Raw genomic sequence first — 25,942 nt, 5'->3', positions numbered from 1 at the left:
TCAGGTTCACAGGTACACGTCGTTGAGCGTCACCATGGCCAGTCCTCGCTCACGGATCAGGTCGAGTAACTCGGGGAAGACGCGAGTGACCGGCGGATGGTTTGCATGACCGATCACAATTGCCTGAGGATTGAAGTACTTGCGCGCACATTCGAGGAGGTACTCCTCGGTGATGAGACCCGAATCAGAAAGCGACCCGTACCACATTGTGGGCGTGGTGTATCCAAGCTCAGCTGCCACAGCGTCGACCTCAGCGTTGTGGTGCCCGTAGGGCGGCCGATAGAAAGGTGTTCCGTCCACCCCGAACTCGTTCAGCAGAAACGACTTCGTCCGCGCCAATTCGTCGCGGACCTCGGCGGCCGTCAGTTTGGTCAGGTAGGGGTGTGACCACGAGTGGTTGCCGAGCTGAATCTGTCCTGACTCCACGAACGGCCGCAAAGCATCCCGGTTCTCGTGCCACGAGTCAAAAATGCCTGTCACGAAAAAAGTGAAACGGGCGCCGGTCTGACGAGCGAAATCGATATAAGCCCCGACAACGTCACTGTCAGCACCGTCATCGACGGTGAGCGCCAGTGAATTTCCCTTGCCCGCAATCGCTGAGATCGGCCCATTAGGAAGAGGCAGGCGGGTATCAGGCGCCGATGACGAACCAAAATCAGGACCCGCAAACGGCGCGGCGCCGACCGTGGCCGCGTTGGCGGTCGTGGCTAGCAGGCCTCCGGCTGCGAGGTAGGTGAGGAAACGTCTCCGGTCGGTGTTCATGACTCATCCCCCCTGGCCCATACGTTGGACCAACTGCTTCAAAGTATGAGCCGGCAGGAGAGGTTGCCTAGAGACGACACAGGGTGAATGTCCATTTGACGCGGTTTCGTGATCCCCGACGCCTGTCAAACATTACAGATCTGAGCCATACATCAGTGGGGCTACACGTCCTTGATGCAAAGATTCTGCGTAGACGAAGCGGTCGCCGACGGTGGTTCGATCGTACGATCGCTCAAAGCTTGCGTACGGTGCACGCTGGAATCTGAGTCTCGCCAGCTCAAGCGTTCGTCGGCGCCCGTTCGCTTCAAGTGGTGACGTGGGGCCCCGGTGCTGCTTTGATGCCGGGGTCTCACGTCCGGTTTGTGGCAGGTCACTTTCCAGACTTTCTGGGTTAGCAAGAGCGGCCGTTTGCTTGGGCCGGCAGGCACGTCATCACCTTCGACGGCCTCTGCGATCCGAACGCGTTGAGTCAGATTCAAGGCGCCTTTAATGTGCCGCCATGAACCACCCACCCGTAATGACGCTGCTGCGAACGGAATCCGGAGCCGCGGGAACACATACGGGCAGGAAGTCTGCGCAGTTACACGGTGCGTGACCTCGCCGTAGTTCATGATTGTCGCCATGACGTCACACCCGGAAGGTCAGCGAGGGCGGATTGGGGTGGTCGATGATCACCCCGCTATCGTGGCCGGCCTACGTGCAACCCTCAACGAGCAACCTGATCTTCATTTCGTCGCGGGCGCAGCGACCGTGCCAGAGCTGCTGCAGCAGACGCACGAGCTGGATCTGGTGGTCCTCGACCTGCGTCTCGAGGATGGGTCATCACCGCAAGCCAACGTCGAGGCCCTCCTCGATGTAGGTATCCCCGCAATTGCGTACACCTCCGGCGACGAGGCGTATCTCGTGCGGCTGGCCGCCAGCGCTGGTGTTCGGGCCGTGCTGCGCAAAAATGTGCCCGATGGGGTGCTCTTGGAGGCACTGCGGGCAGCGTTGGCCGGTCAGGAAGCTCCAACGGTGGACTGGGCCGCAGCGATCGACGCGGACGAGGACTTTGTTGATCTATCACCGCAACTACGGCGGGTGCTCGAGTTGTACGCGACTGGCGAATCAACTGCCGGAGTGGCAAAGGCAATGAACTTGTCGTCGGAAACGGTGGCCGATTACGTCGGCCGCATCCGAAGAAAGTATGTGGCGGTGGGTCGACCGGCCCCGACACGATCCCATCTGGTGCTGCGAGCGATTGAGGATGGATGGCTACCGATTCCACGACGTACACGCCGCCGGCGCTGACGACCGACGGCCCGAACGCGGCTCTTGACCGCACTGCGGGGCGCCGGATCTTGCGGCAATTCGCTGTGTTCATCGCCTGCGGTTATCTGGCCTATCTGGTCTTGACTCTGCCGGCGATCACCGCGTCGTTGGAGGTCATGCGCCTGGGGTGGACAGTCCCCGCACTGCTGTGTGTATTCGGACCTGGGCTGGCTCTCGGTCCGTTGGCGTGGCGGGCGCCCACCCGCCGACTCAAAGTCGCTGCTGCGATCACCGCTCTGGGTTACGTCATTGCGGTGGCCACGTGGTGGTTCGGGTGGACCGGGGAACACCTCACCGGCAACACCGATATCTGGTTCTCGTTGTTTTGCGGGCTAGCCGCAATCGCTGCCGCGCTGGCCTTGCCGCCGCGGTACTCGTTCATCGTCCTTATCGTCGTTGTCGTTGCCGCCACCGTGATCAACCACGCTGTCCGCGCGCCCGAAGCCAACGGGCCACTGGTGCCCGACATCGCGTGGGCGTTCGCCTTTTCGCTGGTGTACTTTGCCGCTGCCGTGATGGGGATGCGCACGGCCGCGGTCCTCGATGACACCCGCGCACAAGCGTATTCAGTCACCGCCGAGGCCGCCGCAGCTCAAGCCCGCACCACAGAACGCCAGCGGTTCAACCAGCTCACCCACGACGGCGTCATGTCGACACTGCTCGCCGCCTCCCGCCAAGGCAACTCCAACCAACTGGCCCAACAAGCGCACACCACACTCGCTGACCTCGATGCCATGCGCGAGGGTACCGACACCACCGAAACACTGACCGTCGACGCCGCCATGGCGCACATCCGACTAACCATCACCACCGCCGATCCTCAAGCGCGGCTGAAGGTTCAAGACCAGCACCGGCCGGCGGCGGCGTTTCCGGGGGCAGTCATTCGTACCATCGCCGCCGCAGCGGCCGAGGCAGTCCGCAACAGCCACCGCCACGCGCACAGCACCGCACCCACCACTGTCGCCGTGTCCCTTGACTCACCGAAGCTGACAGTTGTTGTCGCTGATGACGGTCGGGGCTTTGACCCGCAGACCGTGCCCGCCGATCGGCTCGGGATCACGGTCAGCATCCGCGACCGCATGTCCACGATTGGTGGATCCGCCGACATCGACTCTGCGCCAGGGCGCGGCACCCGAGTTACTCTGCGGTGGGTGCAGCAGTGATGATCACTCCACCCCAGAGTGGTAACGAAGACGTCCGCGACCTTCTGGGTATGCGCACCCGCGGCGCATGGCTCATCGTGGCCGCCTACATCACCGCAATTGTTGTCGTCACAGTTGCGACCATGGACAGTTTCACCAGCGCCTGGCCAGCCGTGCTGGGAGCGCTGCTTCTGATCGCCGCCACGGTCGCCTTGATACTCGTTCCTGGTGACCCACTACCGATCTGGCCCACCGTCGCATTGACCGCCGCCGGACCTATCGCGTGCGCCTTGGTGTTGTCGGTGACTCCCGCCGTGCTGGACTCGACGCTGCAGACCTGGATTCACGGCGCCGGAACCACCATCTACTGCTACATGAATGTCCGGGGCCGTCGTATCGCTCCCTGGATCGGGTTTGTCGGCATGGTCGCTGTGTTCGCCGTCTGGTCGAGCCGCACCGGGCACGGAGCCGGCTACGGCGCCAGCCTGGTCATCATCGACGCGGCGCCTCTGACGATGGCAGCTTTGTTGTCATTCACGTTGCGGCCCACCGCGAAAGCGGTCTTCTCCCTTCGCAAGCGAACCACCGAACGAATCGCTGAACTTTCAGCTGAAACCGCAGCCGCCCAAGAACGCAGCCGCCAAATACGCCATCTCGACACCCTGGCCCGGCCATTGATGGAACGCATCGCCAGCGGCGACACCCTCACCATGGCCGAACGAAGCCAGTGCGCCCTGCTCGAGGCGCACCTGCGTGATCGCCTACGCGCCCCCATTCTGTCGACGCTGGATCTCGATGATGCCGCCTACCACGCTCGCGCACGGGGTGTGGAAGTCGTGTTCCTCGACGACTCCGGACCCGCCGGACCCGACCCAGCGATCGTCGACACTGTCCACGCCGTCGCCTCTCGCGCCCTCAACGACGCTGGTAGCGGCACGGTCTGCGTCCGAATGTGGCCGCCCGGGCGGTCCATCGTGGCATCAGTGCTCACCACCGACAGCAGCGGCAGTGAACGCGCGGAGATCGAGGCTTCCGGCACCGTGCAACGAACCATCAGCACGATGCATCCAGATCTCGACAGCGACAGCATCAGGTGATGGCTGCACTGCCGGCTCGCCCAACGTCATCGCTTAACCACACATTTCGCGTGGCCGTTGCCCGCCGTCGGATGAGAAGCGGTAGGGCCGAGCTCTCAGATGTCGTCGAGGTCGATAACGCCGTCTTGGATGGCCCTTGCCAACAGTGCTGCTTTGGTGGTCGCAGGCCTGCCGACCTCGGCGTATTTATTTCGTATTCGGGTGATGTGGGTGTTGACCGTCGACGACGTGATGAACAGGCGGGAACCGGCTGCCTGCTTGCTGTCGGTAAGTACCCACGCCTTCAAGACTTCGATCTCGCGATTGCTCAGCTGAGGCTTCTGCCGGGGGTCTGACGACATGACTAAGGCGGGCTCCGCCGGCGCGACTGTTGCTGCGTACATGGTCACTCGATTCGTTCGAGGGCACCGCGTTAGCGGTGAATGAAGGTTCGAATCGAAGACTAGGTTTGCGAACTGAATAAGAATAGAACCCTATTCGAGGGGCCCCTGACCAAGGGGCTTGCTTACCGTGTCTAAACAATAACTACATTTGGCGAGGTTAGTCAGGCGCAGGCGGCTTCACAGTCGGTGGTGGCGTGCAACCCGCGCAGGTGTTTGAGCCCGTCTCGAAGACGGGTCTTGAAGGTCGGCACCGGAACATTGAGGCGTTGGGCACCCTCTTTGTGAGTCATGCCTGCGTAGTAAACCAACGTAATGCTCTGCTGCTGAAGCACACTGAGCGCGGCTATGTGACGGCGTACCTGTTGATGCTCCTCACGCAAGAGCATCGGTTCGTCGGCGCCACCGGGGTGAGGGACCTCGGCCGCAAGTACGGTGAAGGTTTCGGTGCGGCGCTTCTCGCGTTCTTCAGCCCGGACCCGGTCAATCGCGCGGCGGTGACAGATCATAATCAACCACGACAAGGGTTTACCCATTGCTGGTTGATATGAGTGAGCTTTCTGCCATATCTCTACATAGGCCTCTTGCAGAACCTCTTCGGCGTACCCGGCATCTCGAACAGTCTTGTAAATCAATCCCTGCAGCCGCGATCGCGTTGCGAGGTACAGACAATCAAAAGCTGCGGTGTCGCCCTCCCCCACGGCACGCAACAGCGTCTCTAGGTCCTTGCCCAGATCGGCGTCGGCGTCGGCGGGTGGCACTGCGGTCACGCTCGTTTATCGACGCCCGGCCCGGGCCCGTTACCGGAACCGCAGTGCGACTTACGTTGAGCCCGAGCCGTTTCGGTTGGAAGGCGAAAAGTGGTGTGTGTGGTCGACAGCCGGTGCCCAATCATGACTGGCTGGCGATTTGCCGACCTTCGCTAAGCATCGTTTACATCGAGGGTGGCGCTGCGTAGCGTTCGTAAGATCCCAGCAACGAGAGGTAACAGCAATGAAGCTCGCCGCGTTCGTCCGTCGAACTGTACTTGGTGCCGCACTCACTGGCGCTGCCGCGCTATCGCTCGCACCGAGCGCAATTGCCGCGCCGAATGACCTACTGCTGACACCGTCGGTAGTAGGCAATACAGTCACAATCTCGATCGCCAACGCGTCCGATAGACCAGTCGCATGCACGATAGCTGGGTTCAACGAGGGCGATGACCCCCTGGTGCAGGAGGCAGTTTTCGGATACACAACCCCGAACGACATTCTGGAACTGGTGCCGATGGGCGGCGAGAAAGCTGTCCAAATGCGCCTAGAGGGCGTGGATGAGAACGGGAACCCTGCGCCCACGGGTTCGACAGAGATTCCCGACGGCGATTACGAGATCTACTATGGCTGCCGGACGCTTGTGCTCGACGGAGTTGAGGAGCCCGAACATTGGGGCACCAACCCCCCGCTGAGCGATCAAACAGCGACTTTTGCGGAGGTTATACGCATTTCTGTTCCGGGTGGGGACGTGCCACCCCCACCCCCCGCATGCAGCGGATCAGTGTGTGGCATAACGATCGCTGATCTACTCGCGGGCAACTGATCGACTTACGAAGCAGCCCGGCCCGTTTGACAAACGGGCCGGGCATGTGGCACACCCAGACAGTGGGCAGCGTTCTTTGTTCGTTGCGACTACGAAGAACGAACACGATGGGTCGAGATGACGTACGAGGCCTCGGGCGGGATCCATTCGGATCGTCAACGGCTGTGCCGTGATCGCCACGCGCGGGGCATCTAGTATGCGGCTGTTTAGCAACTTTCTTATCCCTCGTATCGGTCAAGAATCTTGACGTCCGGATTAATTAGCCGAAATGTTCTTGACCCTCTGTGTCACAACGGGTTTCGATAATGTGACGGTTGACACGTGTTGGGTGTTTGCGGGTGCGTCGCGCTGACGAAGTGGGCAATGATCGCCCGCATGAGTTCACGAAATCTGTACAAACGGGCGCTGCGGATGCGCATCGCGGTCGGCCTGGTGTTGGTAGCGGGCATCGTCGCAATCCTGGTGATCGCCGCCACCTACAGCCCCAGCTGACTGCTCCTTCGGCGTATCGAGGTCGAGCGGTCGAGTCCGACCGGGGGCCCAAAGATAGGCGAGCAGCGCCACCCACCAAAGCGTTCGGCAAGTCGAGTGCGCCGCAGAGCCTCTTGAGTGCAAAACTCTGTCGCATGACCAACCTCAGGCGGCGTCGTCCGATCATCGGCTTGCTGTTGGTCTACATCGCGGTCATCGGATTCGTCACTCTGACTCCTCGCGACGACTCGCGAGGTAGCCCTTTGGCCGACACGGTTCTCGAATATCTTGACCGTCACGAAGCGACGGCTTGGATAACCTTCACCGTGCTGGAACGCTCCGCCAACGTTTTTCTGTTCGTGCCGCTCGGAGTTCTTCTTGCCGCCACACTCGGTCGTCGTCATTGGATATCGGTAGTAGGGTTCGGGATTCTCTACTCGGTGGTCATCGAGTCCTGCCAGGCAATGTTCCTGCCAGGACGTGTCGCGGATCCGGTTGACGTGGCGATGAACGGTCTTGGGACAGCCATCGGAGCCATCTTGCACAGCGTCATCACCGGCAACTACCAAGCCAGAACATCAAGGGCGCAAGCAATTCGGCGCGAGCCGCTGGCTGACAACTATCACCGACGACAACTCTAAATTGCGACGCTTTGATCAGCGGTGATTGGCCACCGTTCATGCTTCAGCAATAGCGCACAGACAATCGCGATTAGGGTTAACAATATTTCCGACTGAAACACTCTGTTCATTTTTGTAACGTCTATGCTATCGCGATGGGATCTCGGGGAATCTACAAACGCCGACAGCGGATCCAACTAGCCGCCGGAATTATTCTGGTTGTACTTATCGCTGCCGTTCTTCTAATAGCGAATATGTATCAGCCTGGGTAGGCAGCAGCGAGAGCGCGTCAGCGTCGGGCACCTTCACACGTCCATCGATCGCGCATATCACCACGCCGTAGGCTCGATCACCATGAGCACACCATCTGATCAGCCTTTTGATCCCACGCAGTGGCGCGTAGTCGACGGTTTCGACGATCTGACCGACATCACCTATCACCGACACGCCGGGCAAGGCCGGGTCCACGGCATCGTACGGATCGCGTTCGATCGTCCTGAGGTGCGCAACGCTTTTCGCCCACACACCGTGGACGAGCTCTACCGCGCCCTTGATCACGCTCGGCGCAGCCCAGATGTGGGAGTCATCCTGCTGACGGGCAACGGCCCCAGCGAAAAGGACGGCGGCTGGGCTTTCTGCAGCGGCGGCGATCAGCGAATCCGCGGGCGGTCGGGGTACCAGTACGCCGGTGGAGACACCGCTGACACTGTCGATTCCGCCCGGGTGAAGGCCGAGGGTGGTCGCCTGCACATCCTGGAAGTGCAGCGGCTGATCCGGACCATGCCCAAGGTGGTGATCGCCGTCGTCAACGGGTGGGCAGCCGGCGGCGGACACTCGCTGCATGTCGTCTGCGACCTCACCCTGGCGTCACGCGAACACGCCCGCTTCAAACAGACCGACGCGGACGTGGGTTCGTTCGACGCCGGGTACGGCAGCGCATACCTCGCGAAACAGGTCGGACAGAAGAACGCTCGAGAGATTTTCTTCCTGGGCCGCGCCTACGACGCAGAAGCGATGCAGCGCATGGGGGCTGTCAACGAGGTCGCCGATCACGCCGAGTTGGAAACCACCGCGATCGAATGGGCCAAGACCATCAACGGGAAATCGCCTACGGCTCAACGCATGCTCAAGTTTGCGTTCAATCTGACCGACGATGGTCTGATGGGCCAGCAAGTGTTCGCCGGCGAGGCAACCCGGCTGGCCTATATGACCGACGAAGCCGTCGAGGGCCGGGATGCGTTCTTGGAGAAACGTTCACCGGAGTGGGAAGAGTTCCCGTTCTACTACTGAAACGGGCGTGGTGATTGTCACCCGCTCTGGGGCGAACCCTAGCGCGGTGACCGCCACATACTGGTCTGATGATTCCACCAGCTCTGTTCTACGGCCTGGTGCTGCTGAACCTGCTTTTCGTGACCGGCGCGTGGTGCCTGGCTCGCCCCAGCCGTGCGGCCGCTGTGGTCCTGATCTTCGTCTCGGTCTTATGGGTGTTGTTCAACGGGCCGATTGAAGGTCATGTGTTGCTCTCGTACACATATCAAAATGGGCTGACCGAGTCGGATCTGTTGTCGTTGGCAGGTCTCATCATCGCGCTCAGAGCGCTGTGGATACGCCGGCGTTGGTGACAAATAAGTCCCCGTTGACACTGGTGATTGTCCGCCGAATGGCCCCCAATTTGGTGACCTCCAAACAGATGACTTTTGTATCGATCCGTCAATTCGAACGCGAAGCCGACTCGACAACGCGACAGTTCATTCGGGTTGACGTAAACAAAGCTTCGAGTACCGGGGTGGCTTCACGGCACTAGTCAACTCAGCCGTATCGACGAAAGGGATCTACATGCTTTCAACATTTGATATCGACTTCCTAGAAGTTCTTGCCTTCCTCTTTGGCTTGGCCGCCGGCTAGGCCACAGCGCCTCCGCAAACCAAAAAACACGCCCCCAGCAATCGCTGGGGGCGTGTTTTTGTGGCTATAAGGCCCGCTCAGGCGCCAATCGCTCCGCCGAGCTGCGGCCACGAACGATGCAGCTGGTCCTGCCAGTAGCCCCATGAATGGGTGCCCACCGGCGGAACATCAAATGTCGCGGGAATACGGAGCGTATTGAGGCGGTCGGCAAGCAAAGCCGTGCAGATACCGGTTGCGGCTTCGATTCCGCCACCGACAACAACCTGATCGGCGAGCTTTGTCGGATCGTTCACATATGCCAGGCTCTCGTACGGACCCGGAAGACCCGTCGCATTCGAGATGTACAGCGAATGACCACGCAGGCCCTCAGCGTTGATGATCGGGTCGTTGGCACGCCATCCTGGGCCGTCGTAGGGGCCCCACATGTTCACCGGGTCACCGCCGCCACGAGCCTCGACAGTGATGCGGATGTATATCTGACCCAATCGGCTCGCGGTGGTGGCACAGCCGCTGTAGGAACCCACGGCCTGATATAGCTCGGGATGTTCGATGGCAAGGTTCAGCACCGAGGTGCCGGACGACGAAATGCCCGCGATCGCGTTACGACCCGATGTGTTCAGCGCCGTGTCGATGATGGGCGGCAATTCCTTGCCGAGGAACGTCGACCACTTGTTGCGGCCGAGCTCCGGGTCATCTTGTTGCCAGTCGGTGTAGTAGCTGAACGCGCCGGCGTTGGGGATGACCACGTTGGCGTTCTTGTTTGCGAAGAAGTCCACGACGTCGGTTCTGGCGAGCCACGTGGCCGCATCCTCGCCGCCACCGGCCCCGTTGAGCAGGTACAACGTGGGCCGCGGCGCCGACTGGTCCTTCGGCAGGATCACAGACAACGGGATGTCCCGGTTCATGGAAGCGGAGTACACCACCAGATCGAGCCGCTTCGGTCCGACCTTGTTCACCGCTTTGAGGGTCGAGCCGCCCGGGGAGGAGATGCCCGGTGTCGGGATCGTCTCGGCAGAGGCGGGGGCCGCAGTCAGCATCGATGCACATGCCGCAGTGACCACGGCTGCAGACAGCAGGCCGCGCCAGGATCGGGCAGGAAAGTTCAGTCGTCGCACAGTTCGCGTCACGGGGGAACAATATCCTGGTCATCAGTCTCGTGTGCGCCCAGTAGCCGATTCGATATTCGCCTGTCCAAAACACCAGGTCAGGAGCTCGAGCCGCTAGCTGCGCTGGCGGCCAACCGTCTCCCCGACAGATCCAAATGCCATTCGCGCCCGGCTGATTCCGGTCCACCGGGAGTTCACCGGACGTTTCAGGAATGTGCACCCTAGACACCAATTCAATAAAATAATTCGCGAATTGAAAGACTTAATGTGCGCTGGTCAAACGCACTTTCGGACGTGATGTCATCGCCATTTCCCATTCTTTTTCTGCGAATGGGGTGACAAAGAGAATCGAAGATGCCATGGTGGATATCGGCTCGGTTAGTCGGGGGATTCGAATACGAGCACGCGCCTCGGCAAACTCCGGCCTGTTCAAGTAGTCAACAGAAGGAGATTACAATGGGTTCACTCGAAGAAATTGATTTCGCTGCACTACTCGAGGTTCTCCTCGGCCTTATCGCCGGTGGCGGCGACGAAGGCGGCGGCGCTGCCGGCTAGAACTTCCAAAACGCCCCGGGATGACCCGTCATCCCGGGGTTTTCGTTCCGAGCTGACAAAAGACAACATGTCACACCGTCGCTCCAGCGACCTGCTTGTGCCGCAGCATTTTTCGCTGACCTGCACGATCGCTTCCTTGGCGAACTATTCACGTCGAAGAGGCTGACAAGTCGCCGTGAAGATGACATTGTGAGACCGGTTCGCCGCGAACACCGGCCGACAGCTCAGCGTCGAAGACTTGAGCGGAACGTCCCCTTCACTACCGAAAGGCACGAAATGACCTCGTCAGAATCGGGTTTGATGTACTTCCTCCAGCTGCTCGGCGGACTCCTCGCCGGCCTCGCCTCGGGAAGCGCAAACTAGTAGCCCTGAGTCCTAGTTCTCTATTGATTACACGTCCCCGCGGCGCGCTTCTGCGCTTCGGGGACGTGTGATGCATATGGCCACCAATAACAAGCGACCACTCCGAGCTGTTTTGCTGCCGCACTTGCGGCCATTCCGCTGGACCCTCGTCCTGCTCTTCGTTCTACAACTCACGGCGGCGGCCACCACCCTGCTGCTGCCGAACCTGAACGGCCGCCTCGTCGACGACGGAATCGCCCGCGCCGACATGGACGCGATCGTCACTATCGGCGCGATCATGCTCGCGCTCGCACTCACCAACCTGTGCGCCTCGGTGTTGGCCACCGTGATCGGATCACATATCTCGACCAGCGCCGGCCGGTCCATCCGTAACGCCACGTACTCCCGAGTGCAGTCGTTCTCTGATACCGATCTGCAGAGGTTCGGCATCCCCACTCTGATCACCCGCAGCGCCAGCGACATCAACCAGCTCCAGCTGGCTGTGTTCGTCGTGATGACCGTGCTCGCGTCCGCGCCGGTGCTTGTCATCGGCGGAACAGTGATGGCCTTGAGCGAGAACTACAAATTGGCTCCCCTGGTGGTTCTGGTGGCAGCCGCGCTGACCGCCGTCGTCATTGTCATTGTCCGCAAGCTCATTCCCTCGTACGAAAAGCTTCAGATGCGCATCGACCGCGTCGGACGAGTTCTCCGAGAACAACTCACCGGCATTCGCGTCATCCGGTCTTTCGGCCGCGAGGAACTCGAGATGTCGCGCTTCGATGCCGCGAATACAGACCTCACCGCGACGGCGCGACGTATCGGCGCCCTGCAGGCTGCGTTGCTGCCGAGCATCATCTTCATCGCGAATATCGGTGCGGCCGCGGTGATCGGCGTCGGGGCCGTTCTCGTCGACAATCAGACGATGGAGGTCGGCGGCATCATCGCGTTTGTCGGATACCTGACCCAGATCCTCATCGGGCTGTCCATCGGCGCCGCGATGATCGCGCTCATCCCCCGCGCGCAGGTGAGCGCCCGTCGCATCAACGAAGTGCTCGACACGGAGCCGTCGGTGCAGGATCCTCCGACCGACCGGACGCCGTCGTCGCGGACGGGTTCGCTGCAACTCGAGGGCGTCGGATTCCGATATCCCGGCGCACAGCACGCAGTGCTCGTCGACATCGACCTAGAGTGCCGCCCTGGAACAGTCACCGCAGTGCTGGGCGGAACCGGCGACGGCAAGAGCACGCTGCTCAAACTGATCCCCCGATTCAGCGACGTCACATCCGGTCGCGTGCTGATCGACGGAGTGGACGTGCAGGAGCGGCGACGAGAGGTGTTGCACGAGGACATCTCATACGTCGCACAGGCGCCGTCGTTGATGTCGGGGACGCTCGAATCCAATCTGCGGCTCGGGTGTCCCGACGCCACCGATGACGACCTCCGTGCCGCCCTCACCACGGCGTGCGCAGCCGACTTCGTCTTCTCCCACGAGATGGGTCTTGCACAGCCAGTGCACCACGCCGGCAGGAACTTCTCCGGCGGCCAAAGGCAACGCCTCGCCCTTGCGCAGGCCATCGCCGCAAAACCACGCTTACTACTGCTCGACGACCCGTTCTCGGCGCTCGATGCCGAGATCGAGAGTGTCATCAAACATCGACTGCGGCAGTCTCTTCCGGGGGCCGTCATCCTCCTGACTGCCCAGCGGGTGTCGTCGGCTCGGGGAGCTGACACCATTGTGATCCTGACCGACGGCCGCATCGACGCCCGCGGCACGCACGACGAACTGTTGGCCTCCAGTGCCACGTACCGCGAGATCCTCGATTCCCAGGCGGCCCTCGCATGAATCTGAAATGGCTGCTGGCCAGGCTGACTCATGAACGCCGCAAACTCGTCACCGTCGGATTGCTGGCATCGACCAACGTCGCGGCGCTGATCGCCGGGCCGCTGATCTTGGCCGGCATCATCAACGCTCTGTTCACCGGAGCCATCGGCATGACACTCCCCCAAGGGTTGTCAGCCGCCGAGGCAGAGGCCCAGCTGCGCGCCGAGGGCCGCGGCAGTTACGCAGACGTGGTTGCCGGCGCCGATGCGGTGCCCGGAGTCGGCATCGACTTCAGCACTGTCGGCACGCTTCTCGCCGTGCTGGTCATCGTGTACGCCATTGGGGCACTGGGCACGTGGACGCAAGCCGCCGCGGTCAACAACCTCACCCAACGTGCGATGAACCGTTTGCGGACCGACATCGAGTCGCACATTCACCGCCTTCCTGTTGCCTACTTCGACACCGCGGCGCGGGGCCAGATGCTCACCAAGGTGACCGCCGACATCGACAACGTGTCATCGGTGTTCTCACCACTCTTCGTGAAACTTCCCGGGGCAGTGCTGACCGTTGTCGCGCTTCTTGTCGTGATGCCGATCATCTCCTGGAAGCTGACTCTTGTTGTGCTCGCCTCCATTCCGCTGATCATCATTGCGGGAGTGTTGATCGCCAAACGATCACGACCCCACTTCCAAGATCAGATGGAGGCAACGGCCAAACTCACCTCACAGATCGACGAGGGCTATGCCCAGCTCCACACCCTGCGGGTGTACGGGGCGCAGAACCGGGCCCGTGACGAGTTCGAGGCCACCACTGAACGGCTCGCGCGGTCATCCCGCGCCGCACAGTCGTACGCGGGCTCGATTTCGCCGGTCCTCCAGGCAATCACCGCATTCGGATATTTGACAGTCGCGATCGTCGGCGCAATCCAGGTCGTCGGTGGATCGCTGACCGTCGGGCAGGTCCAGGCCTTCGTGTCGTTCTCGAGGATGTTCAGCCAGCCCGTCAACGAACTCACCTCCATGATGGCCCAACTCCAGGCCGGGCTCGTATCACTGGGCCGCATCAAGTCTTTGCTGGCCGAGCCCATCGAAGACGCACCGGCCATCGAGGATTCGGCAAAGCAAGCCATCGGACGTCACAGTGCACCACCGGCCATCGCATTCGACAAGGTGCGATTCGGATATCGCCGGTCCACCGAGGACAACACCAAGACCATCGACGTCATCAAGGACCTCTCGTTGGAGGTCGAGGCGGGATCAACGGTCGCGGTGGTCGGACCCACGGGCGCCGGCAAGACCACACTCACCAATCTGCTTCTGCGGCTCTACGATCCGTCCTCCGGATCGATCCTCGTGGACGGCGAGCCGATCAACTCCGCACCCCGGTCGTACGTACGCGGCCAGGCGGCGATGGTCACCCAGGATCGCTGGTTGTTCACCGGCACCATCGCCGAGAACATCGCGTTCGGCAATCCATCTGCCACCCGCGCCGACATCGAGGAGGCAGCTCGCGAGAGTCATGCGCTGCAGATCGTCGAGGCCCTGCCCGAGGGCTTCGACACCGTCATCGGCGACGGCGGGACCACATTGAGCGAGGGGCAGATGCAGCTCCTCACCATCGCGCGGGCCATGATCGCCCGCCCGCGCATACTGGTGCTCGACGAGGCGACCAGTGCCGTTGACTCACGCACCGAGCTGCTCATCGCCCGAGCGCTCGAGGCACTCACCACTCGCACCACCACCATCGTTGTGGCACATCGCCTTTCCACCATCCGCGAGGCCGACAGCATCGCGGTCATCGAAGACGGCGTGGTGGCCGAGCAAGGAACCCACGACGAGCTCTTGGCCCGGCAGGGACGTTACTCGGTGATGTACAAGTCCCAGTTTGAGTGATCCAGTCAGACCAGCGGTCGGCCCAGTCGGCTACGAATCCGCGCGTCCCAAAGCAGTAGTCGAAAACCCAACTGCGAGAGCCACAGTGGTGTCTTGCGTTCTTTTTCGACGAGTTTGTCGACATAGTCGTCGAACCATTCCTGGTCTGCCTGCGTCCACGGAACGCGCAGCGCCTCCCGGAACGGTTGCGGCAGATACCCGATGGTGCGGCGGTATTTGACCGGCCCGTACCGCTTCTTGATGGCGGGGTGCGCGTAGTCGAAGTTCGCGATTCCGAGAAGGAACTCACGCACCTCGTCGCTGATCGAGATCGTCGCGGTCTGCTCGTCCCAGTACTCGGTGAACGCGTCGCGATTGACGGGCCAGGCCTCGGCCGGCATCTGCAGGGTGGTTCCGCACACTTTGCCCTGCTGATAGAACACCTCGCGCAGCTCACCGGTCAGCGGACCGTGCACACGCTCATAGATGTCTTCCCAGCCGAAGTAGAGACAGGCGGCGACCCACAACTGCAGGTCGATATTCATGGCGTTGTACGGCACCGGACTGTCGTCGTCCGACCTGACCTGCACATGCTGCCGATTGACGGCCTGGCGAAACCGGCTGCGGTCGTCGGCGTTGCCGAACACCGCCACCGCCAAATACGACCCCGTGGTGCGCGCCCGCTTGATCGGGTGCAGATCAAGACGCCCGTTCTCCACCTTGCTCGTGGCCACGCCGTACCCCACCGCGGGATTGGCCAGCTGCATGATGACGTTCGACGTGCTCATCGTGCGCCCCATCGACAACAACGACCTACCGAACACACTGCTGTCGAGGCTGTCCATCTCCTCCCGGGACATCCTCTGACTGTTCTGGCTCATCCATCCACCCTTCTATCTGATAACAGGTGTTTCCAGATTAGCTGGTGGTGGGGTTTGGTGGGTGGGTGGTGTGGGTCTTTGGTCGTGTGTGGGGATCGGGTAACTCGCAGACGCTCGGTCTGCGGACCGGGCGAATCCCGGCTTCCCGAGCGGGCCTGGGCCCCAGTGCGCCAAACTCGCAAACGCTCGCGCTACAGACCGAGCCAACCCCAGCATCCCGAGCGGGCCCGAGCCCCAGTGCGCCAAACCCGCCGACGCTCGCCCTACAGACCGAGCAAACCCCAGCATCCCGAGCGCACCGGCGACGCCAACCCGCCGGCTACTCATCGATAAACGGCGAACTATCCACAGCTCCGCGGTTATCCCCATTGGCACGCATATCCCGGTTGGCGGGTCCATCGGGTCACTGACAATCGCTTCATGGGGGAATTCATGGAAGACAGCGACGGTTTGATATGGCGCCGCGACGTCATCGCGTTGGGGTATTCCGACGACGACATCAAACGCGCCGTTCGCGGCGGGATGCTCGCTCGAATCTGGCACGGGGCGTACGTGAGGACATCACGCAATCTGTCCGACGACGCGTTGGCCCGGATGCGTGTGATCGCGGCTGCGCGAAGTTGCAACCACCCGCTGGTGGTCAGTCACACATCGGCAGCTTTGTTGCATGAGCTCCCGCTTCTCAAGCCATCCCACGCGCGGGTGCATCTGCTGAACGGTCGGATCGGCGGCGGGCGCGTCGAGAGTCAACGGCACCTGCACGCCGGAAAGGCTGCTCCCGGCGAGGTCATCGAGGTCGACGGAATTGCGTTGACCAGCCTCGAGCGGACGGCGGTCGACACCGCACTCGCAGGCTCATTCGATCAGGCGCTGGTGATTTTCGACAGCGCACTGAGAGCGGGCGCTGACCGCGACGTGATGTCGGCGATGGTGGAATCTTGCGGGCCCAAGCGCGGCGTCGGACCAGTTCGGACAGCGTTGGCGGCCGCCGACCAACTGGCGGAAACCGTCGGAGAGTCATGGAGCCGAGCGCAGATGCTCGCAAGCCGCGACATCCCGCGCCCACGGTTGCAACGTGAGTTCTACACCCCAACAGGGGTTTTCGTGGCCAGAGTGGATTTCGAGTGGGAAGGTCGACTGGTCGGCGAGTTCGACGGTTTGGTGAAATACGGCCAGGGATTGATGACGCCGGGGCAGACGCCGAACGACGTTGTCGTCGCCGAGAAGATCCGCGAAGACCGACTGAGACAACTCGGCCTCGAAGTCGTCCGGTGGACGTGGGCCGACCTCGAGGCCGGCCGCCTGCCAGAGATCCTCCGGCAGGCCATGGGTCGCGCTGGACTTCGCTGATGGCGCCGACCCGGACTGGAGACCGAGCAAACGCGAGAACCACGAGCACACCGGCCGACCCGCGCACCAAACCCGAGTTAGCTCGCGCCACAGACCGAGCAACGACGAGAACCGCGAGCGCACCTGCCGGCCCGCGCACCAAACCCGCATTTGCTCGCGCGGCAGACCGCGCAAGCGCGAGAAACACGAGCACACCGGCTGGCCCGCGCACCAAAACCGAGGCAGCGCGCCCCGCAGACCGAGCAACCGCGAGAAACACGAGCACACCGGCGGGCCCGCGCACCAAACCCGCGAAAGCTCGCGCAGCAGACCGCGCAACGACGAGAACCGCGAGCGCACCGGCGGACTCGCACACCAAACCCGCAGAAGCTCGCTCCGCAGACCGAGCGCACTAGCGGACCCGCACACCAATCCCGCGCTGACTCACCCTTCAGAACCCCAGCGAGCGAGCCACCAACGAACCCTCAGATCAACTGACGAACTCTTTCAGCAAACGAATCTGCTCCACCTGATCAGCGTGGCCTGGTGTGGCGGGGGCGACGAGGAGGGTGGTGATCCCAGCGCTTTCGAAGGCGGCGAGGCGTTCTTTGACAAAGCTCTCAGGCCCGATGAGGGACATGCCGGAGGCGAGGTCGTCGGGGACGGCTGCGGCGGCTTCTTGCTTCTTGCCGTCGAGGTAGAGGTCTTGAATCTTTTTGGCGGCGTCGGCGTATCCGTAGCGGACGGCGAGGTCGTTGTAGAAGTTCTTGCCGCGGGCGCCCATGCCGCCGATGTACAGCGCGGCGTGATGCTTGACCAAGGCGAGGGCGTTCTGGCGCTGCTCTTCGTCGTCGGTGATCAAGGCGGTGGTGTTCACCGAGATGCCAAGTTTGCCGAGTTCGGGCGCACGCTTGGCGTTGCCTTTGTCCAGGGCGTCGCCGAACGCCACCGACAGGTGCTCGGGGTGGAAGAGAATCGGCTGCCACTCCTCGAAGAGTTCGGCGGCCAGCTCCACGTTCTTGGGGCCGATGGCTGCGAGCAACATCGGGATTCGCTCGCGCACAGGGTGGTTGATGATCTTCAGTGGCTTGCCCAGCCCGGTGCCGCCGTCTTCCTTGGAGAACGGCAGCTTGTAGTACTTGCCGTTGTACTCGGTGCGCTCACGCCGCCAGACCATGCGGCAGATCTCGGCGTTCTCGCGGGCGCGGCCCACCGGGGCGTCGTACTTGACGCCGTGGAAGCCTTCGATGACCTGCGGACCGGACGCGCCGATACCGAGTACGAAGCGTCCACCGGAGATGTAGTCGAGACCGGCCGCGGTCATCGCCAGGTTGGTGGGAGTACGCGAGTACATCGGGAGGATGCCGGTCGCGAGTTCGATCGTGGAGGTCCTGGCGGCGATGTAGCCGAGCTGGCTGACAGCGTCGAAACTGTAGGCTTCGGGCACCGTGATCCGGTCGAGGCCGACCTTCTCGAAATCGATCAGGTTATCGATGGTCTCGGCAAAATCTCCCGAGTAGTTGATGGCCATGCCGATCTTCATGTGTCCTCCCACGGACCGCGACGTTGCGAGACATTTCTTCAGAAGTGTTTCATATGCTCACGAACGCGATCCAGGGGTGTGGCGACCCGGCGTACGCCACATGAACATTGGGTGAACGCGCCCGGTTTACTGAATGAAACCCCAGTTCAGTGGTGTTCTTCATAGCATGTCCGTTTCGACAGAATCCTCAGCTCAGCCTCAGAATCAGTACTCATGAGCGCAGAAATGTTGATTCTCGTGCTGCTGGTCATCACAGCACTGGGATTCGACTTCACAAATGGCTTCCACGACACCGGAAATGCAATGGCGACGTCGATCGCCACCGGCGCACTGAAGCCCAAAACCGCGGTGAGCATCGCCGCGGTACTGAACTTGGTGGGCGCGTTCCTCTCGGTAGAGGTCGCCGCGACCATCACCAAGGACGTGCTCAAGATCCAGCAGACAAGCGGTGAGGACAAAGGCGATCTCATCGCCGGTCTGAACGCCGAGACTGCGATGATCATCATCTTCGCCGGCCTCATCGGCGGCATCCTGTGGAACCTCTTCACCTGGCTGTTTGGTCTGCCTTCCAGCTCATCGCACGCCCTGTTCGGCGGACTGATCGGCTCGGGCATGGCCGCGATCGGTACCTCCGGTGTCAACTGGGAGGGCATCACGTCGAAGATCCTGATCCCCGCCCTGATGGCCCCGATCATCGCTTGCGCGGTTGCCGCAGCGGGTACCTGGATGATCTACGCACTTACCAAGAAGGTCGCGGAAAACAAGAAGGCACAAGGCTTTCGGGCCGGCCAGATCGCTTCGGCGTCCCTGGTCTCCCTCGCCCACGGCACCGGAGATGCCCAGAAGACGATGGGCGTGATCGCCATGGCGTTGATCGCCAGCGGCCACCTCGACGCATCGAGCGTGGAGCACGGCCTGCCGTTCTGGATCGTCTTCAGCTGTGCCGCGGCCATCGCCATCGGCACCTACCTGGGTGGCTGGCGCATCATCCGCACCCTGGGTAAGGGCCTGGTCGAGATCGAGTCCCCTCAGGGCATGGCCGCTGAAGCGTCATCGGCAGCAATCATTCTCACGTCGAGTGCCGCCGGTATGGCGCTGTCGACCACTCAGGTCGCCACCGGATCGATCCTCGGTTCGGGTGTGGGCAAAAAGGGCGCGACAGTCCGCTGGTCGGTGGCCGGCCGGATGGCAGTGGCCTGGATCGTCACCCTGCCGTCGGCGGGCCTTGTCGGCGCCCTGAGCTACTACATGGCCGACATCATCGGTGGCGCCGCCGGAGCCGTAGTCATCTTCCTCATCCTGGTCGCACTCGCCGGCTACATGTACTGGCGTGCACAGCAGCAGAAGGTGGACGCGAACAACGTCAACGACGAGTGGGACGAGACGACCGGCAGCATCATCCCGCCCGAGACTGCCGCCGCCAAGGCTGAAACCGAAAAGGTGTGATCGATGGAAACCGTTGAGGCAATCTTCAAGGTCCTGGTGATCGGACTCATCCTCGGTGCCGGACTGCCCGCAATCTTCGCGGTCGGCTTGCGTCTGCACTCTGCGGGTGCGGGCGACAGCCACGCCGACGGCACAGCGTCCTCGGGCAACCCGGCCCTGAAATACGTTGCGTACCTGTTGTTCGGCATCATCGCGGCCGTCATCGTCACCGGAATCCTGTGGATCACCCGCGAAACGATCGACTACTACTTCGGCATCACTCTCTTCCCGTTCGCCGAGTGAGAGTCGTTTTCCCGATGACAACAAGCACGCAGCCCGAGAACCCTTTCGAGGCGGTCTTGCACTGGCTGCGCAGTGGATACCCCGATGGGATCCCGCCCCGCGACTACCACCCCGTGCTGGCTCTGCTCCGTCGATCACTCACCGATGAGCAGCTCGACAAAGTGGTCGACAACCTGCACGACCAGATCTCGGGTCCGGCGCCCACGACAGCGGAGATCCGCGCCGCCGTGGCCGAGGTGACCCGTGTCGAACCCGACAGCGAAGAGGTGCAACGTGTTTCGGCCCGCCTCGCCGCTGCCGGATGGCCATTGGCCAACCCCTGACAATTTCGGACCGATCGACCCGGACGCGACCTGCAGGTGGTCGCAGTAAAATCTGGTCGGCTGGTCCATCGCTGTTCGTCGATGGCTTCGATGCCCGGAAGGAGGCGTAGTGGACCGACCGCAGTTCTTGATGAGAGTCGTCAACTGGCTACGCGCCGGGTACCCGAACGGTGTGCCGTCCGGCGACTACGTCCCGTTGGTGGCGTTGTTGCGCCGCCAGTTGTCCGAGGACGAGGTGAAGGCTGTCTCGCGCGAGCTGATCCACCAAGGCCAGGTGACCAACGAAGGCCCTGAACCCATCAAGGCAGTGGACGCCGGCGTGCTCATCACCAAGATCACCGACGAACTGCCGTTCGAAGCCGACATCGCCCGGATCCGCGCGCATTTGGAGGAGCAGGGGTGGCCGTTCGACCCCGCCCCGACCCCCGAGCAGCCAGGTGATGATCGACCCCGTGGCTGACCAACGCCCGCTCGAACCACTGCCACTGTCGGCCGCATCGACGAATATCGATGCGCTGCAGCGACTTCTGGACGGCGCGGGCTCCTACCTACCGGTGCCCACCCACGACGAGACCGAAACCCAGCGGCTCACTGCGGCTCTCGGCGCGGGCGAACCGATTGACGACGATGTGGCGCTGGTGGTCGCGACGTCGGGCACCACGGGCACCCCAAAAGGCGCCATGCATTCCGCGGGATCCGTCAAGGCCTCGATCGATGCGACCCACGAGTACCTCGGCGGGCCGGGGGCGTGGCTGCTGGCCTTGCCTCCTCATCACATCGCGGGGCTACAGGTGCTGCTGCGGAGCCTGCGGGCCGGATTTGATCCGTTGACGCTCGACGTGGCCGACGGATTCGACCCGGCCGACCTCGTCGCCGGCGTCGACGAGTTGTCAGGCCCACGCCGATACACCTCACTGGTGCCCACTCAGCTCATCAAGGTGCTTGCCGACCCGTCGGCGGTGGCCGCCCTGCGCGGCGTGGACGCCGTCCTGGTGGGCGGGGCCGCCACCCCGGCGCCGCTACGCGAACGAGCGATCGACGCCGGGATCCCGATCGTGCGCACCTATGGGATGAGCGAGACCTGCGGCGGTTGCGTGTACGACGGCCGGCCTCTGCCCGGGGTGCGGATTCGTATCGACGGCTCACCGTCGGGCCGGGTGCAGCTGGGTGGACCGATGGTCGCGTCCGGCTATCGAGGCCGTCCAGATCATCCGGCATTCGCCGAATCCGGATGGTTCCGCACCGACGATCTCGGCACCCTGAACGTCGACGGATCGCTGTCGATACTGGGCCGCGCCGACGAAGCGATCAGCTCCGGGGGCCTCACCATCGTTCCGCAGGTGGTCGAGGCTGCCCTGCTCACCGATCCCGCGGTCAGCGAATGCGCAGTTCTCGGTTTACCCGACGAGAGGCTCGGGGAGCAGGTCGTCGCAGCGATTGTTCTTTCTCCCGGCGCATCTGCCACCACCGAAGATTTGCAGCAAGTCGTCGCGAAACAGCTGGACAAGACCGCTGTCCCCCGTCGGGTGTTCTTTGTCGATGACCTGCCCCGACGCGGGCCAGGCAAGGTGGATCGTTCGGCACTTCGGAGCCAACTGAGCGGGCTCGGCGGGTAATTCACCGGCGATTCGGCGGCCCGCGCCACGTCAAGACCAACCAAGCGGTACCGCTTTTCGAACGGATCACGATTCGTGTTCTTTGTCACCCGATCATGACTGGTTGGGTGAAACTAACTATATGAATCGGGGGAACCGGCTAAAACAGCAGTGCGATGAATGAGCAGAGTTGGGACCGTGAACGGAAGATCGGTGTGGTGGAGGACTTCGAGTCCCAGCTCACCGGCCTCGCGGCCATCATCAATGGTTCCGACGGCATGACGTTTGCCGCGGGGGCGAGCACCGTTGAAGGGCTCCTCGACATCACCGAAGACCTCGATCTGGTGATCTTGGACCTGCGGCTGGAAGACGGTTCCACGCCGAAATCCAACGTCGAGCAATTGCACGCTGCCGGCATCAAGGTGCTGGTCTTCACCACAGCGGACTATCCCGACCTCGTTCGCGCCGCCACCGCCGCCGGTGTGCTCGGCGTGGTGCGTAAATCGGTGCGCAACACCGAACTGGTGGAGGCCATCCGATCTGCAGCCGACGGGAACACCGTCGCGACGATGGACTGGGCCTCCGCGATCGACGCCGACCCGGCGCTGTCCGAGGTGAATCTGAGCCCCCGCCAGCGGCAGGTGCTGGAACTCTACGCATCCGGTGAGCCTGCCAATCGCGTTGCGTCGCTCACCGGTCTGTCCACCGAGACCGTCAACGTGTACCTGTCCAGGATCCGCCGCAAGTACGCCGACGCCGGCCGTCCGGCACCGACCAAGACCGACCTCTACAAACGAGCATTGGAGGACGGTTGGCTTCCGATACCGCGACTCTTCCGGCGCTGAGCACCACTGCGGCAACCGGCTTCGATCCGGAGGGCACCGTATCGGCTGCGGACAAGATCTTTCGGCAGTTCTGCCGTTACCTCGGCATCGGTTATTGCCTGAGTTTCATCGGGCTGAGCACCGTCATCACCGCATCGCTCGATGTGGTCCCGATGTGGTGGACGGTGGCCGCGCTGGTGGCCGTCTACGGGTCGGCGATCGCGATGATCATCCTTTCGTTCCGGCCAGGTATTCGTGCCGTGCGGGCGGCCTCGAGTGCGGTGGTGATCGGCTATGCACTGACCATCATCACGTGGCCCCTGGTGTGGACGGGTGTGCAACTCGATGTGGCGCAAGGGATGTGGTTCACCCAGTTCAACGGGGTGGTCGCCTTCAGCGCTGCGCTGACGTGGCGCGTCCGCTGGTCACTGCCCTACTGGCTGTTCGTCCTGATCTCGGTGCAGATCGTCAACGAGGTGGTCAGGATGCCGGACCACAGCAATCCGATCGCTGCCGAGATCGCCTGGAGCTTCTGCCTCACGGCGATGCCGTTCGCGATGGGAGTGGCTGCGGTCCGCTCCGGACGCATCCTCGACACCACCCGGCACCAATCTGCCACTGCTGCTGCCGAAGCCGCTGCTGCCGTTGCTCGCGCGCACGAGCGTTCGCGGTTCGATGCGCTCACCCACGACGGCGTGATGGCCACGTTGCTGGCCGCCGCCCGCCACGACATGTCACCGGCACTGGTCGAGCAAGCCACCGACACGCTCACCAAACTCGAAGTCCTCGAATCCGGAGTACGGCAACAAGCCGAGTTCGATGTCGATGCTGCCATCAGTCAGTTACGCAGTGCGACCGGCGAAGTCGACGACTCGATTCGAGTGGTCAGCTTCAACGGAACGGCCGATCCAGCCACCCGATACCCGGGCACCGTGGTTCGGACCATGTCCGCGGCACTGTCCGAGGCCCTCCGCAACAGTGTTCATCACGCCGGTGCGGACGCCCGCCGGTCGGTGCAGGTGCGCGCAGGCGACGACCTCCTTCGAGTGACGGTCGGCGACAACGGCGTCGGGTTCGATGCTGCGACCGTTCCCGGGCACCGGCTCGGCCTCGCTGTCAGTGTTCGAGGGCGAATGAAGCAATTACCCGGTGGCTCAGCAGAAATCGCGTCACGCCCAGGTGAGGGCACGCGGGTCGACTTGACATGGCGACGGCCGCAATGAGATTGGAGTCGTCCACCGGCCCCACCGACATCCGCGAGGTACTCGGCCTCCACACCCGCCTGGCGCGGGGGTTGACCGGCGCAGTGGTGCTGGCGATGACCTTCTGTGCGCTGCAGAACACCACCGGAGTGTCACCGATGTGGCCCGAGGCGGTCGCCGTACTCATCATGGTCGCCGCGACTGTCGCCGTGGTCATGTTGCCGCACGACCCTCTGCTCCGTTTTCCGGCACTCGTCTTGGCGTTGTCGTCGCCTGTGGCAGCGGCGTTTCTGCTGTCGGCGGTCCCGGTGCCATTGGAGACTTCGAATCAGATCTGGGTGTCCGGCTATTCGTCGATCATCTATGTGTTCATGTGTCTGCGAGGGCGCGCCCGATACGCGTGGTCGAGTATCGCTCTGACGGTCGGGGTCTATGGCGCCTGGTCGACGCTCACCGACCAGGGCTGGTGGACCGGCGCCACCACACCGATCTACAACTCGGGCGCAGTTGCGGTCGCGACCGTGCTCGCATTGGCCGTGCGCCCGACAATCCGTTCGATCTTCACCCTCCGACAGCAGTCGATGACGCGGGCGGCAGAGGCCTCTGCCGTTGCGGCGGCCCAATTCGAGCGCAACCTCCGATTACGCGAACTCGACGAACTCGCTCGCCCGCTGCTCGAACGAATCGCCACGGGTACGCCCCTGTCGGATCAGGAGCGGCAATCGTGCGAACTGCTCGAAGCCCATCTGCGCGATCAGCTTCGAGCGCAAGCTCTGGTGACACCCTCGACGGCTGCGGCCGCACGCGCGGCTCGCGGTCGGGGCGTCGAGGTGTTGATGATCGACGACGGGGGTCTCGACGACGCGGACGCGTCGGTCCGGGACCGTGCCAGCACCGTGGTCACCGACGCCCTGTCCGAGGCGGGCGACGGCGACGTACGCATTCGCGTGCTGCCACCAGGCCGGTCCACCCTGCTGTCCATCTATCGCAGTGGAGTTTCCGGAACTCGCCGCATAGACCTTGACAGATCAGGCAGGATGTCAAAAGGCAATCACATCGTGAAGTATTCGAACGCCGATATCGAAGACGAATAGTTTGCATGGCTCACGATGACACCAATTCGGGTGACACCAAAAGATTGATCTGTCGAGTTGTAGTCACCCGCGATAAGTTCTCCTGATGGGTCGGGGGACCCCAAGTTCCGGCCTGTGGCCTGCCCGAGGAGAAGCCCTGCATTGGTGTTGCCGTTGACCGGTTCAAAACCCCTGCCAGCCCCACCACTGACCGCTCGCGAAATAGAGATTCTGCGCGAATGGGTCATGCGTGATTCAAAAGCAGAAGTGGCCAAAGCGCTGTTCATCACCCCAGCCACGGTGAGCACACACGTGAATCGGATCAGACTGAAATACGCGTCGGTGGGTCGTCCGGCGAACACAAAAGCGGCATTGCTCGCCCGCGCTCTGCAAGACGGTCATATCGAACTCAATGAGTTGTAAACGGTCTCGGTTGCACGCGACGACCTGACTGTCTCACTGCTCTGGTGAACGCATGACAGCGC

25 protein-coding genes are annotated in these 25,942 nt (G+C 62.5%); 19 read left to right on the top strand and 6 right to left on the bottom strand.

Translation table 11 applies throughout. The annotated features are described in order from the left end of the window. Window positions 1-6: 6 nt before the first annotated feature. Window positions 7-762, bottom strand: coding sequence for a polysaccharide deacetylase family protein (locus KXR83_RS18850; RefSeq protein ID WP_437426097.1), 756 nt, complete (start codon window positions 760-762; stop codon window positions 7-9). A gap of 621 nt (window positions 763-1,383) precedes the next feature. On the opposite strand from KXR83_RS18850, the gene KXR83_RS18845 reads away from it, so the two are divergent. The 3 genes from KXR83_RS18845 to KXR83_RS18835 are packed head-to-tail and all read left to right on the top strand — an operon-like array spanning window position 1,384 to window position 4,312. After that, on the top strand, window positions 1,384-2,052 hold the full coding sequence (locus tag KXR83_RS18845) for a response regulator transcription factor (RefSeq protein ID WP_437426096.1): 669 nt from the start codon (window positions 1,384-1,386) through the stop codon (window positions 2,050-2,052). Then, window positions 2,013-3,236, top strand: coding sequence for a sensor histidine kinase (locus KXR83_RS18840; protein WP_437426095.1), 1,224 nt, complete (start codon window positions 2,013-2,015; stop codon window positions 3,234-3,236). Before KXR83_RS18845 ends, KXR83_RS18840 begins: the two co-directional genes overlap by 40 nt. Next, window positions 3,236-4,312 carry a hypothetical protein gene (locus KXR83_RS18835; protein ID WP_437426094.1) on the top strand — a complete coding sequence of 359 codons (1,077 nt, stop codon included), beginning with the start codon at window positions 3,236-3,238 and terminating at the stop codon, window positions 4,310-4,312. Before KXR83_RS18840 ends, KXR83_RS18835 begins: the two co-directional genes overlap by 1 nt. A 95-nt stretch (window positions 4,313-4,407) precedes the next feature. Here KXR83_RS18835 and KXR83_RS18830 read toward each other — a convergent pair whose 3' ends face one another. Further along, window positions 4,408-4,653, bottom strand: coding sequence for a LuxR C-terminal-related transcriptional regulator (locus tag KXR83_RS18830; protein ID WP_437426093.1), 246 nt, complete (start codon window positions 4,651-4,653; stop codon window positions 4,408-4,410). Between the two features lie 203 nt (window positions 4,654-4,856). Beyond that, window positions 4,857-5,453 carry a sigma-70 family RNA polymerase sigma factor gene (locus KXR83_RS18825; RefSeq protein WP_437426092.1) on the bottom strand — a complete coding sequence of 199 codons (597 nt, stop codon included), beginning with the start codon at window positions 5,451-5,453 and terminating at the stop codon, window positions 4,857-4,859. Between the two features lie 232 nt (window positions 5,454-5,685). On the opposite strand from KXR83_RS18825, the gene KXR83_RS18820 reads away from it, so the two are divergent. The 4 genes from KXR83_RS18820 (at window position 5,686) to KXR83_RS18805 (ending at window position 8,980) form a co-directional block, all read left to right on the top strand. Further along, window positions 5,686-6,267: a hypothetical protein gene (locus KXR83_RS18820; protein WP_437426091.1), complete on the top strand. Its 582-nt coding sequence runs from the start codon at window positions 5,686-5,688 to the stop codon at window positions 6,265-6,267. Between the two features lie 626 nt (window positions 6,268-6,893). Then, window positions 6,894-7,379 (top strand): VanZ family protein, encoded by a 486-nt coding sequence (locus KXR83_RS18815; RefSeq protein WP_437426090.1) that lies wholly within the window; start codon window positions 6,894-6,896, stop codon window positions 7,377-7,379. A gap of 333 nt (window positions 7,380-7,712) precedes the next feature. Continuing rightward, the gene (locus KXR83_RS18810) at window positions 7,713-8,648 is read left to right on the top strand and encodes a 1,4-dihydroxy-2-naphthoyl-CoA synthase (RefSeq protein WP_437426089.1); all 936 of its coding nucleotides are present in this window, start codon (window positions 7,713-7,715) and stop codon (window positions 8,646-8,648) included. A 68-nt stretch (window positions 8,649-8,716) separates the two neighbouring features. Further along, window positions 8,717-8,980 (top strand): hypothetical protein, encoded by a 264-nt coding sequence (locus KXR83_RS18805; RefSeq protein WP_062799165.1) that lies wholly within the window; start codon window positions 8,717-8,719, stop codon window positions 8,978-8,980. 360 nt (window positions 8,981-9,340) lie between these two features. On the opposite strand, the gene KXR83_RS18800 is transcribed toward KXR83_RS18805, so the two are convergent. Next, entirely contained in the window at window positions 9,341-10,300 is a 960-nt protein-coding gene (locus KXR83_RS18800; RefSeq protein WP_437426126.1) for an alpha/beta hydrolase, read from the bottom strand. 1,063 nt (window positions 10,301-11,363) lie between these two features. Here KXR83_RS18800 and KXR83_RS18795 point away from each other — a divergent pair. Then, entirely contained in the window at window positions 11,364-13,109 is a 1,746-nt protein-coding gene (locus KXR83_RS18795) for an ABC transporter ATP-binding protein (RefSeq protein ID WP_437426088.1), read from the top strand. Next, a complete protein-coding gene (locus KXR83_RS18790; protein WP_437426087.1) occupies window positions 13,106-14,980 on the top strand; it encodes an ABC transporter ATP-binding protein in 1,875 nt (624 codons plus the stop codon). Before KXR83_RS18795 ends, KXR83_RS18790 begins: the two co-directional genes overlap by 4 nt. A 5-nt stretch (window positions 14,981-14,985) precedes the next feature. On the opposite strand, the gene KXR83_RS18785 is transcribed toward KXR83_RS18790, so the two are convergent. Further along, window positions 14,986-15,840: an oxygenase MpaB family protein gene (locus KXR83_RS18785; protein WP_437426086.1), complete on the bottom strand. Its 855-nt coding sequence runs from the start codon at window positions 15,838-15,840 to the stop codon at window positions 14,986-14,988. Between the two features lie 420 nt (window positions 15,841-16,260). Between KXR83_RS18785 and KXR83_RS18780 the strand changes: the two genes are divergently transcribed. After that, window positions 16,261-17,190 carry a hypothetical protein gene (locus KXR83_RS18780; RefSeq protein ID WP_437426085.1) on the top strand — a complete coding sequence of 310 codons (930 nt, stop codon included), beginning with the start codon at window positions 16,261-16,263 and terminating at the stop codon, window positions 17,188-17,190. Window positions 17,191-17,659: 469 nt separating this feature from the next. Here KXR83_RS18780 and KXR83_RS18775 read toward each other — a convergent pair whose 3' ends face one another. Next, window positions 17,660-18,712, bottom strand: coding sequence for an LLM class F420-dependent oxidoreductase (locus KXR83_RS18775; RefSeq protein WP_437426084.1), 1,053 nt, complete (start codon window positions 18,710-18,712; stop codon window positions 17,660-17,662). Between the two features lie 213 nt (window positions 18,713-18,925). Here KXR83_RS18775 and KXR83_RS18770 point away from each other — a divergent pair, with 213 nt between their 5' ends. From KXR83_RS18770 to KXR83_RS18730, 9 genes are all read left to right on the top strand, one after another. Then, on the top strand, window positions 18,926-20,158 hold the full coding sequence (locus tag KXR83_RS18770) for an anion permease (RefSeq protein WP_437426083.1): 1,233 nt from the start codon (window positions 18,926-18,928) through the stop codon (window positions 20,156-20,158). A 3-nt stretch (window positions 20,159-20,161) separates the two neighbouring features. Further along, window positions 20,162-20,440, top strand: coding sequence for a hypothetical protein (locus KXR83_RS18765; RefSeq protein WP_317712005.1), 279 nt, complete (start codon window positions 20,162-20,164; stop codon window positions 20,438-20,440). Window positions 20,441-20,454: 14 nt separating this feature from the next. Next, complete coding sequence (locus tag KXR83_RS18760; RefSeq protein ID WP_437426082.1) at window positions 20,455-20,763, top strand: DUF3349 domain-containing protein; 309 nt, start codon at window positions 20,455-20,457, stop codon at window positions 20,761-20,763. A 109-nt stretch (window positions 20,764-20,872) separates the two neighbouring features. Continuing rightward, on the top strand, window positions 20,873-21,223 hold the full coding sequence (locus KXR83_RS18755) for a DUF3349 domain-containing protein (RefSeq protein WP_030165448.1): 351 nt from the start codon (window positions 20,873-20,875) through the stop codon (window positions 21,221-21,223). Window positions 21,224-21,242: 19 nt separating this feature from the next. Continuing rightward, complete coding sequence (gene menE, locus KXR83_RS18750) at window positions 21,243-22,379, top strand: o-succinylbenzoate--CoA ligase (protein ID WP_437426125.1); 1,137 nt, start codon at window positions 21,243-21,245, stop codon at window positions 22,377-22,379. A gap of 155 nt (window positions 22,380-22,534) precedes the next feature. Further along, window positions 22,535-23,203: a DNA-binding response regulator gene (locus tag KXR83_RS18745; RefSeq protein WP_437426081.1), complete on the top strand. Its 669-nt coding sequence runs from the start codon at window positions 22,535-22,537 to the stop codon at window positions 23,201-23,203. Beyond that, a complete protein-coding gene (locus KXR83_RS18740) occupies window positions 23,170-24,405 on the top strand; it encodes a sensor histidine kinase (protein WP_437426080.1) in 1,236 nt (411 codons plus the stop codon). Before KXR83_RS18745 ends, KXR83_RS18740 begins: the two co-directional genes overlap by 34 nt. Continuing rightward, window positions 24,402-25,478, top strand: a complete 1,077-nt coding sequence (locus KXR83_RS18735) for a hypothetical protein (RefSeq protein WP_437426079.1) — start codon at window positions 24,402-24,404, stop codon at window positions 25,476-25,478. Before KXR83_RS18740 ends, KXR83_RS18735 begins: the two co-directional genes overlap by 4 nt. 144 nt (window positions 25,479-25,622) lie before the next feature. Beyond that, window positions 25,623-25,880, top strand: a complete 258-nt coding sequence (locus KXR83_RS18730) for a response regulator transcription factor (protein ID WP_317712880.1) — start codon at window positions 25,623-25,625, stop codon at window positions 25,878-25,880. Window positions 25,881-25,942: the final 62 nt, after the last annotated feature.

It is taken from the genome of Williamsia muralis, from assembly GCF_051487485.1.
In the GTDB taxonomy this organism is placed as follows: domain Bacteria; phylum Actinomycetota; class Actinomycetes; order Mycobacteriales; family Mycobacteriaceae; genus Williamsia; species Williamsia muralis_B.
Note: the sequence above shows the minus strand (reverse complement) of the source record. Positions and strands in the feature narration are given on the sequence as shown.

Coding starts and splice junctions, on each gene's coding strand:
- KXR83_RS18795 (WP_437426088.1), top strand. CDS start 11,364: ATGGCCACCAATAACAAGCGACCACTCCGAGCTGTTTTGCTGCCGCAC.
- KXR83_RS18835 (WP_437426094.1), top strand. CDS start 3,236: ATGATCACTCCACCCCAGAGTGGTAACGAAGACGTCCGCGACCTTCTG.
- KXR83_RS18840 (WP_437426095.1), top strand. CDS start 2,013: ATGGCTACCGATTCCACGACGTACACGCCGCCGGCGCTGACGACCGAC.
- KXR83_RS18770 (WP_437426083.1), top strand. CDS start 18,926: ATGAGCGCAGAAATGTTGATTCTCGTGCTGCTGGTCATCACAGCACTG.
- KXR83_RS18785 (WP_437426086.1), bottom strand. CDS start 15,840: ATGAGCCAGAACAGTCAGAGGATGTCCCGGGAGGAGATGGACAGCCTC.
- KXR83_RS18810 (WP_437426089.1), top strand. CDS start 7,713: ATGAGCACACCATCTGATCAGCCTTTTGATCCCACGCAGTGGCGCGTA.
- KXR83_RS18820 (WP_437426091.1), top strand. CDS start 5,686: ATGAAGCTCGCCGCGTTCGTCCGTCGAACTGTACTTGGTGCCGCACTC.
- KXR83_RS18765 (WP_317712005.1), top strand. CDS start 20,162: ATGGAAACCGTTGAGGCAATCTTCAAGGTCCTGGTGATCGGACTCATC.
- KXR83_RS18745 (WP_437426081.1), top strand. CDS start 22,535: ATGAATGAGCAGAGTTGGGACCGTGAACGGAAGATCGGTGTGGTGGAG.
- KXR83_RS18850 (WP_437426097.1), bottom strand. CDS start 762: ATGAACACCGACCGGAGACGTTTCCTCACCTACCTCGCAGCCGGAGGC.
- KXR83_RS18815 (WP_437426090.1), top strand. CDS start 6,894: ATGACCAACCTCAGGCGGCGTCGTCCGATCATCGGCTTGCTGTTGGTC.
- KXR83_RS18760 (WP_437426082.1), top strand. CDS start 20,455: ATGACAACAAGCACGCAGCCCGAGAACCCTTTCGAGGCGGTCTTGCAC.
- KXR83_RS18845 (WP_437426096.1), top strand. CDS start 1,384: ATGACGTCACACCCGGAAGGTCAGCGAGGGCGGATTGGGGTGGTCGAT.
- KXR83_RS18805 (WP_062799165.1), top strand. CDS start 8,717: ATGATTCCACCAGCTCTGTTCTACGGCCTGGTGCTGCTGAACCTGCTT.
- KXR83_RS18735 (WP_437426079.1), top strand. CDS start 24,402: ATGAGATTGGAGTCGTCCACCGGCCCCACCGACATCCGCGAGGTACTC.
- KXR83_RS18775 (WP_437426084.1), bottom strand. CDS start 18,712: ATGAAGATCGGCATGGCCATCAACTACTCGGGAGATTTTGCCGAGACC.
- KXR83_RS18790 (WP_437426087.1), top strand. CDS start 13,106: ATGAATCTGAAATGGCTGCTGGCCAGGCTGACTCATGAACGCCGCAAA.
- KXR83_RS18830 (WP_437426093.1), bottom strand. CDS start 4,653: ATGTCGTCAGACCCCCGGCAGAAGCCTCAGCTGAGCAATCGCGAGATC.
- KXR83_RS18780 (WP_437426085.1), top strand. CDS start 16,261: ATGGGGGAATTCATGGAAGACAGCGACGGTTTGATATGGCGCCGCGAC.
- KXR83_RS18800 (WP_437426126.1), bottom strand. CDS start 10,300: ATGCTGACTGCGGCCCCCGCCTCTGCCGAGACGATCCCGACACCGGGC.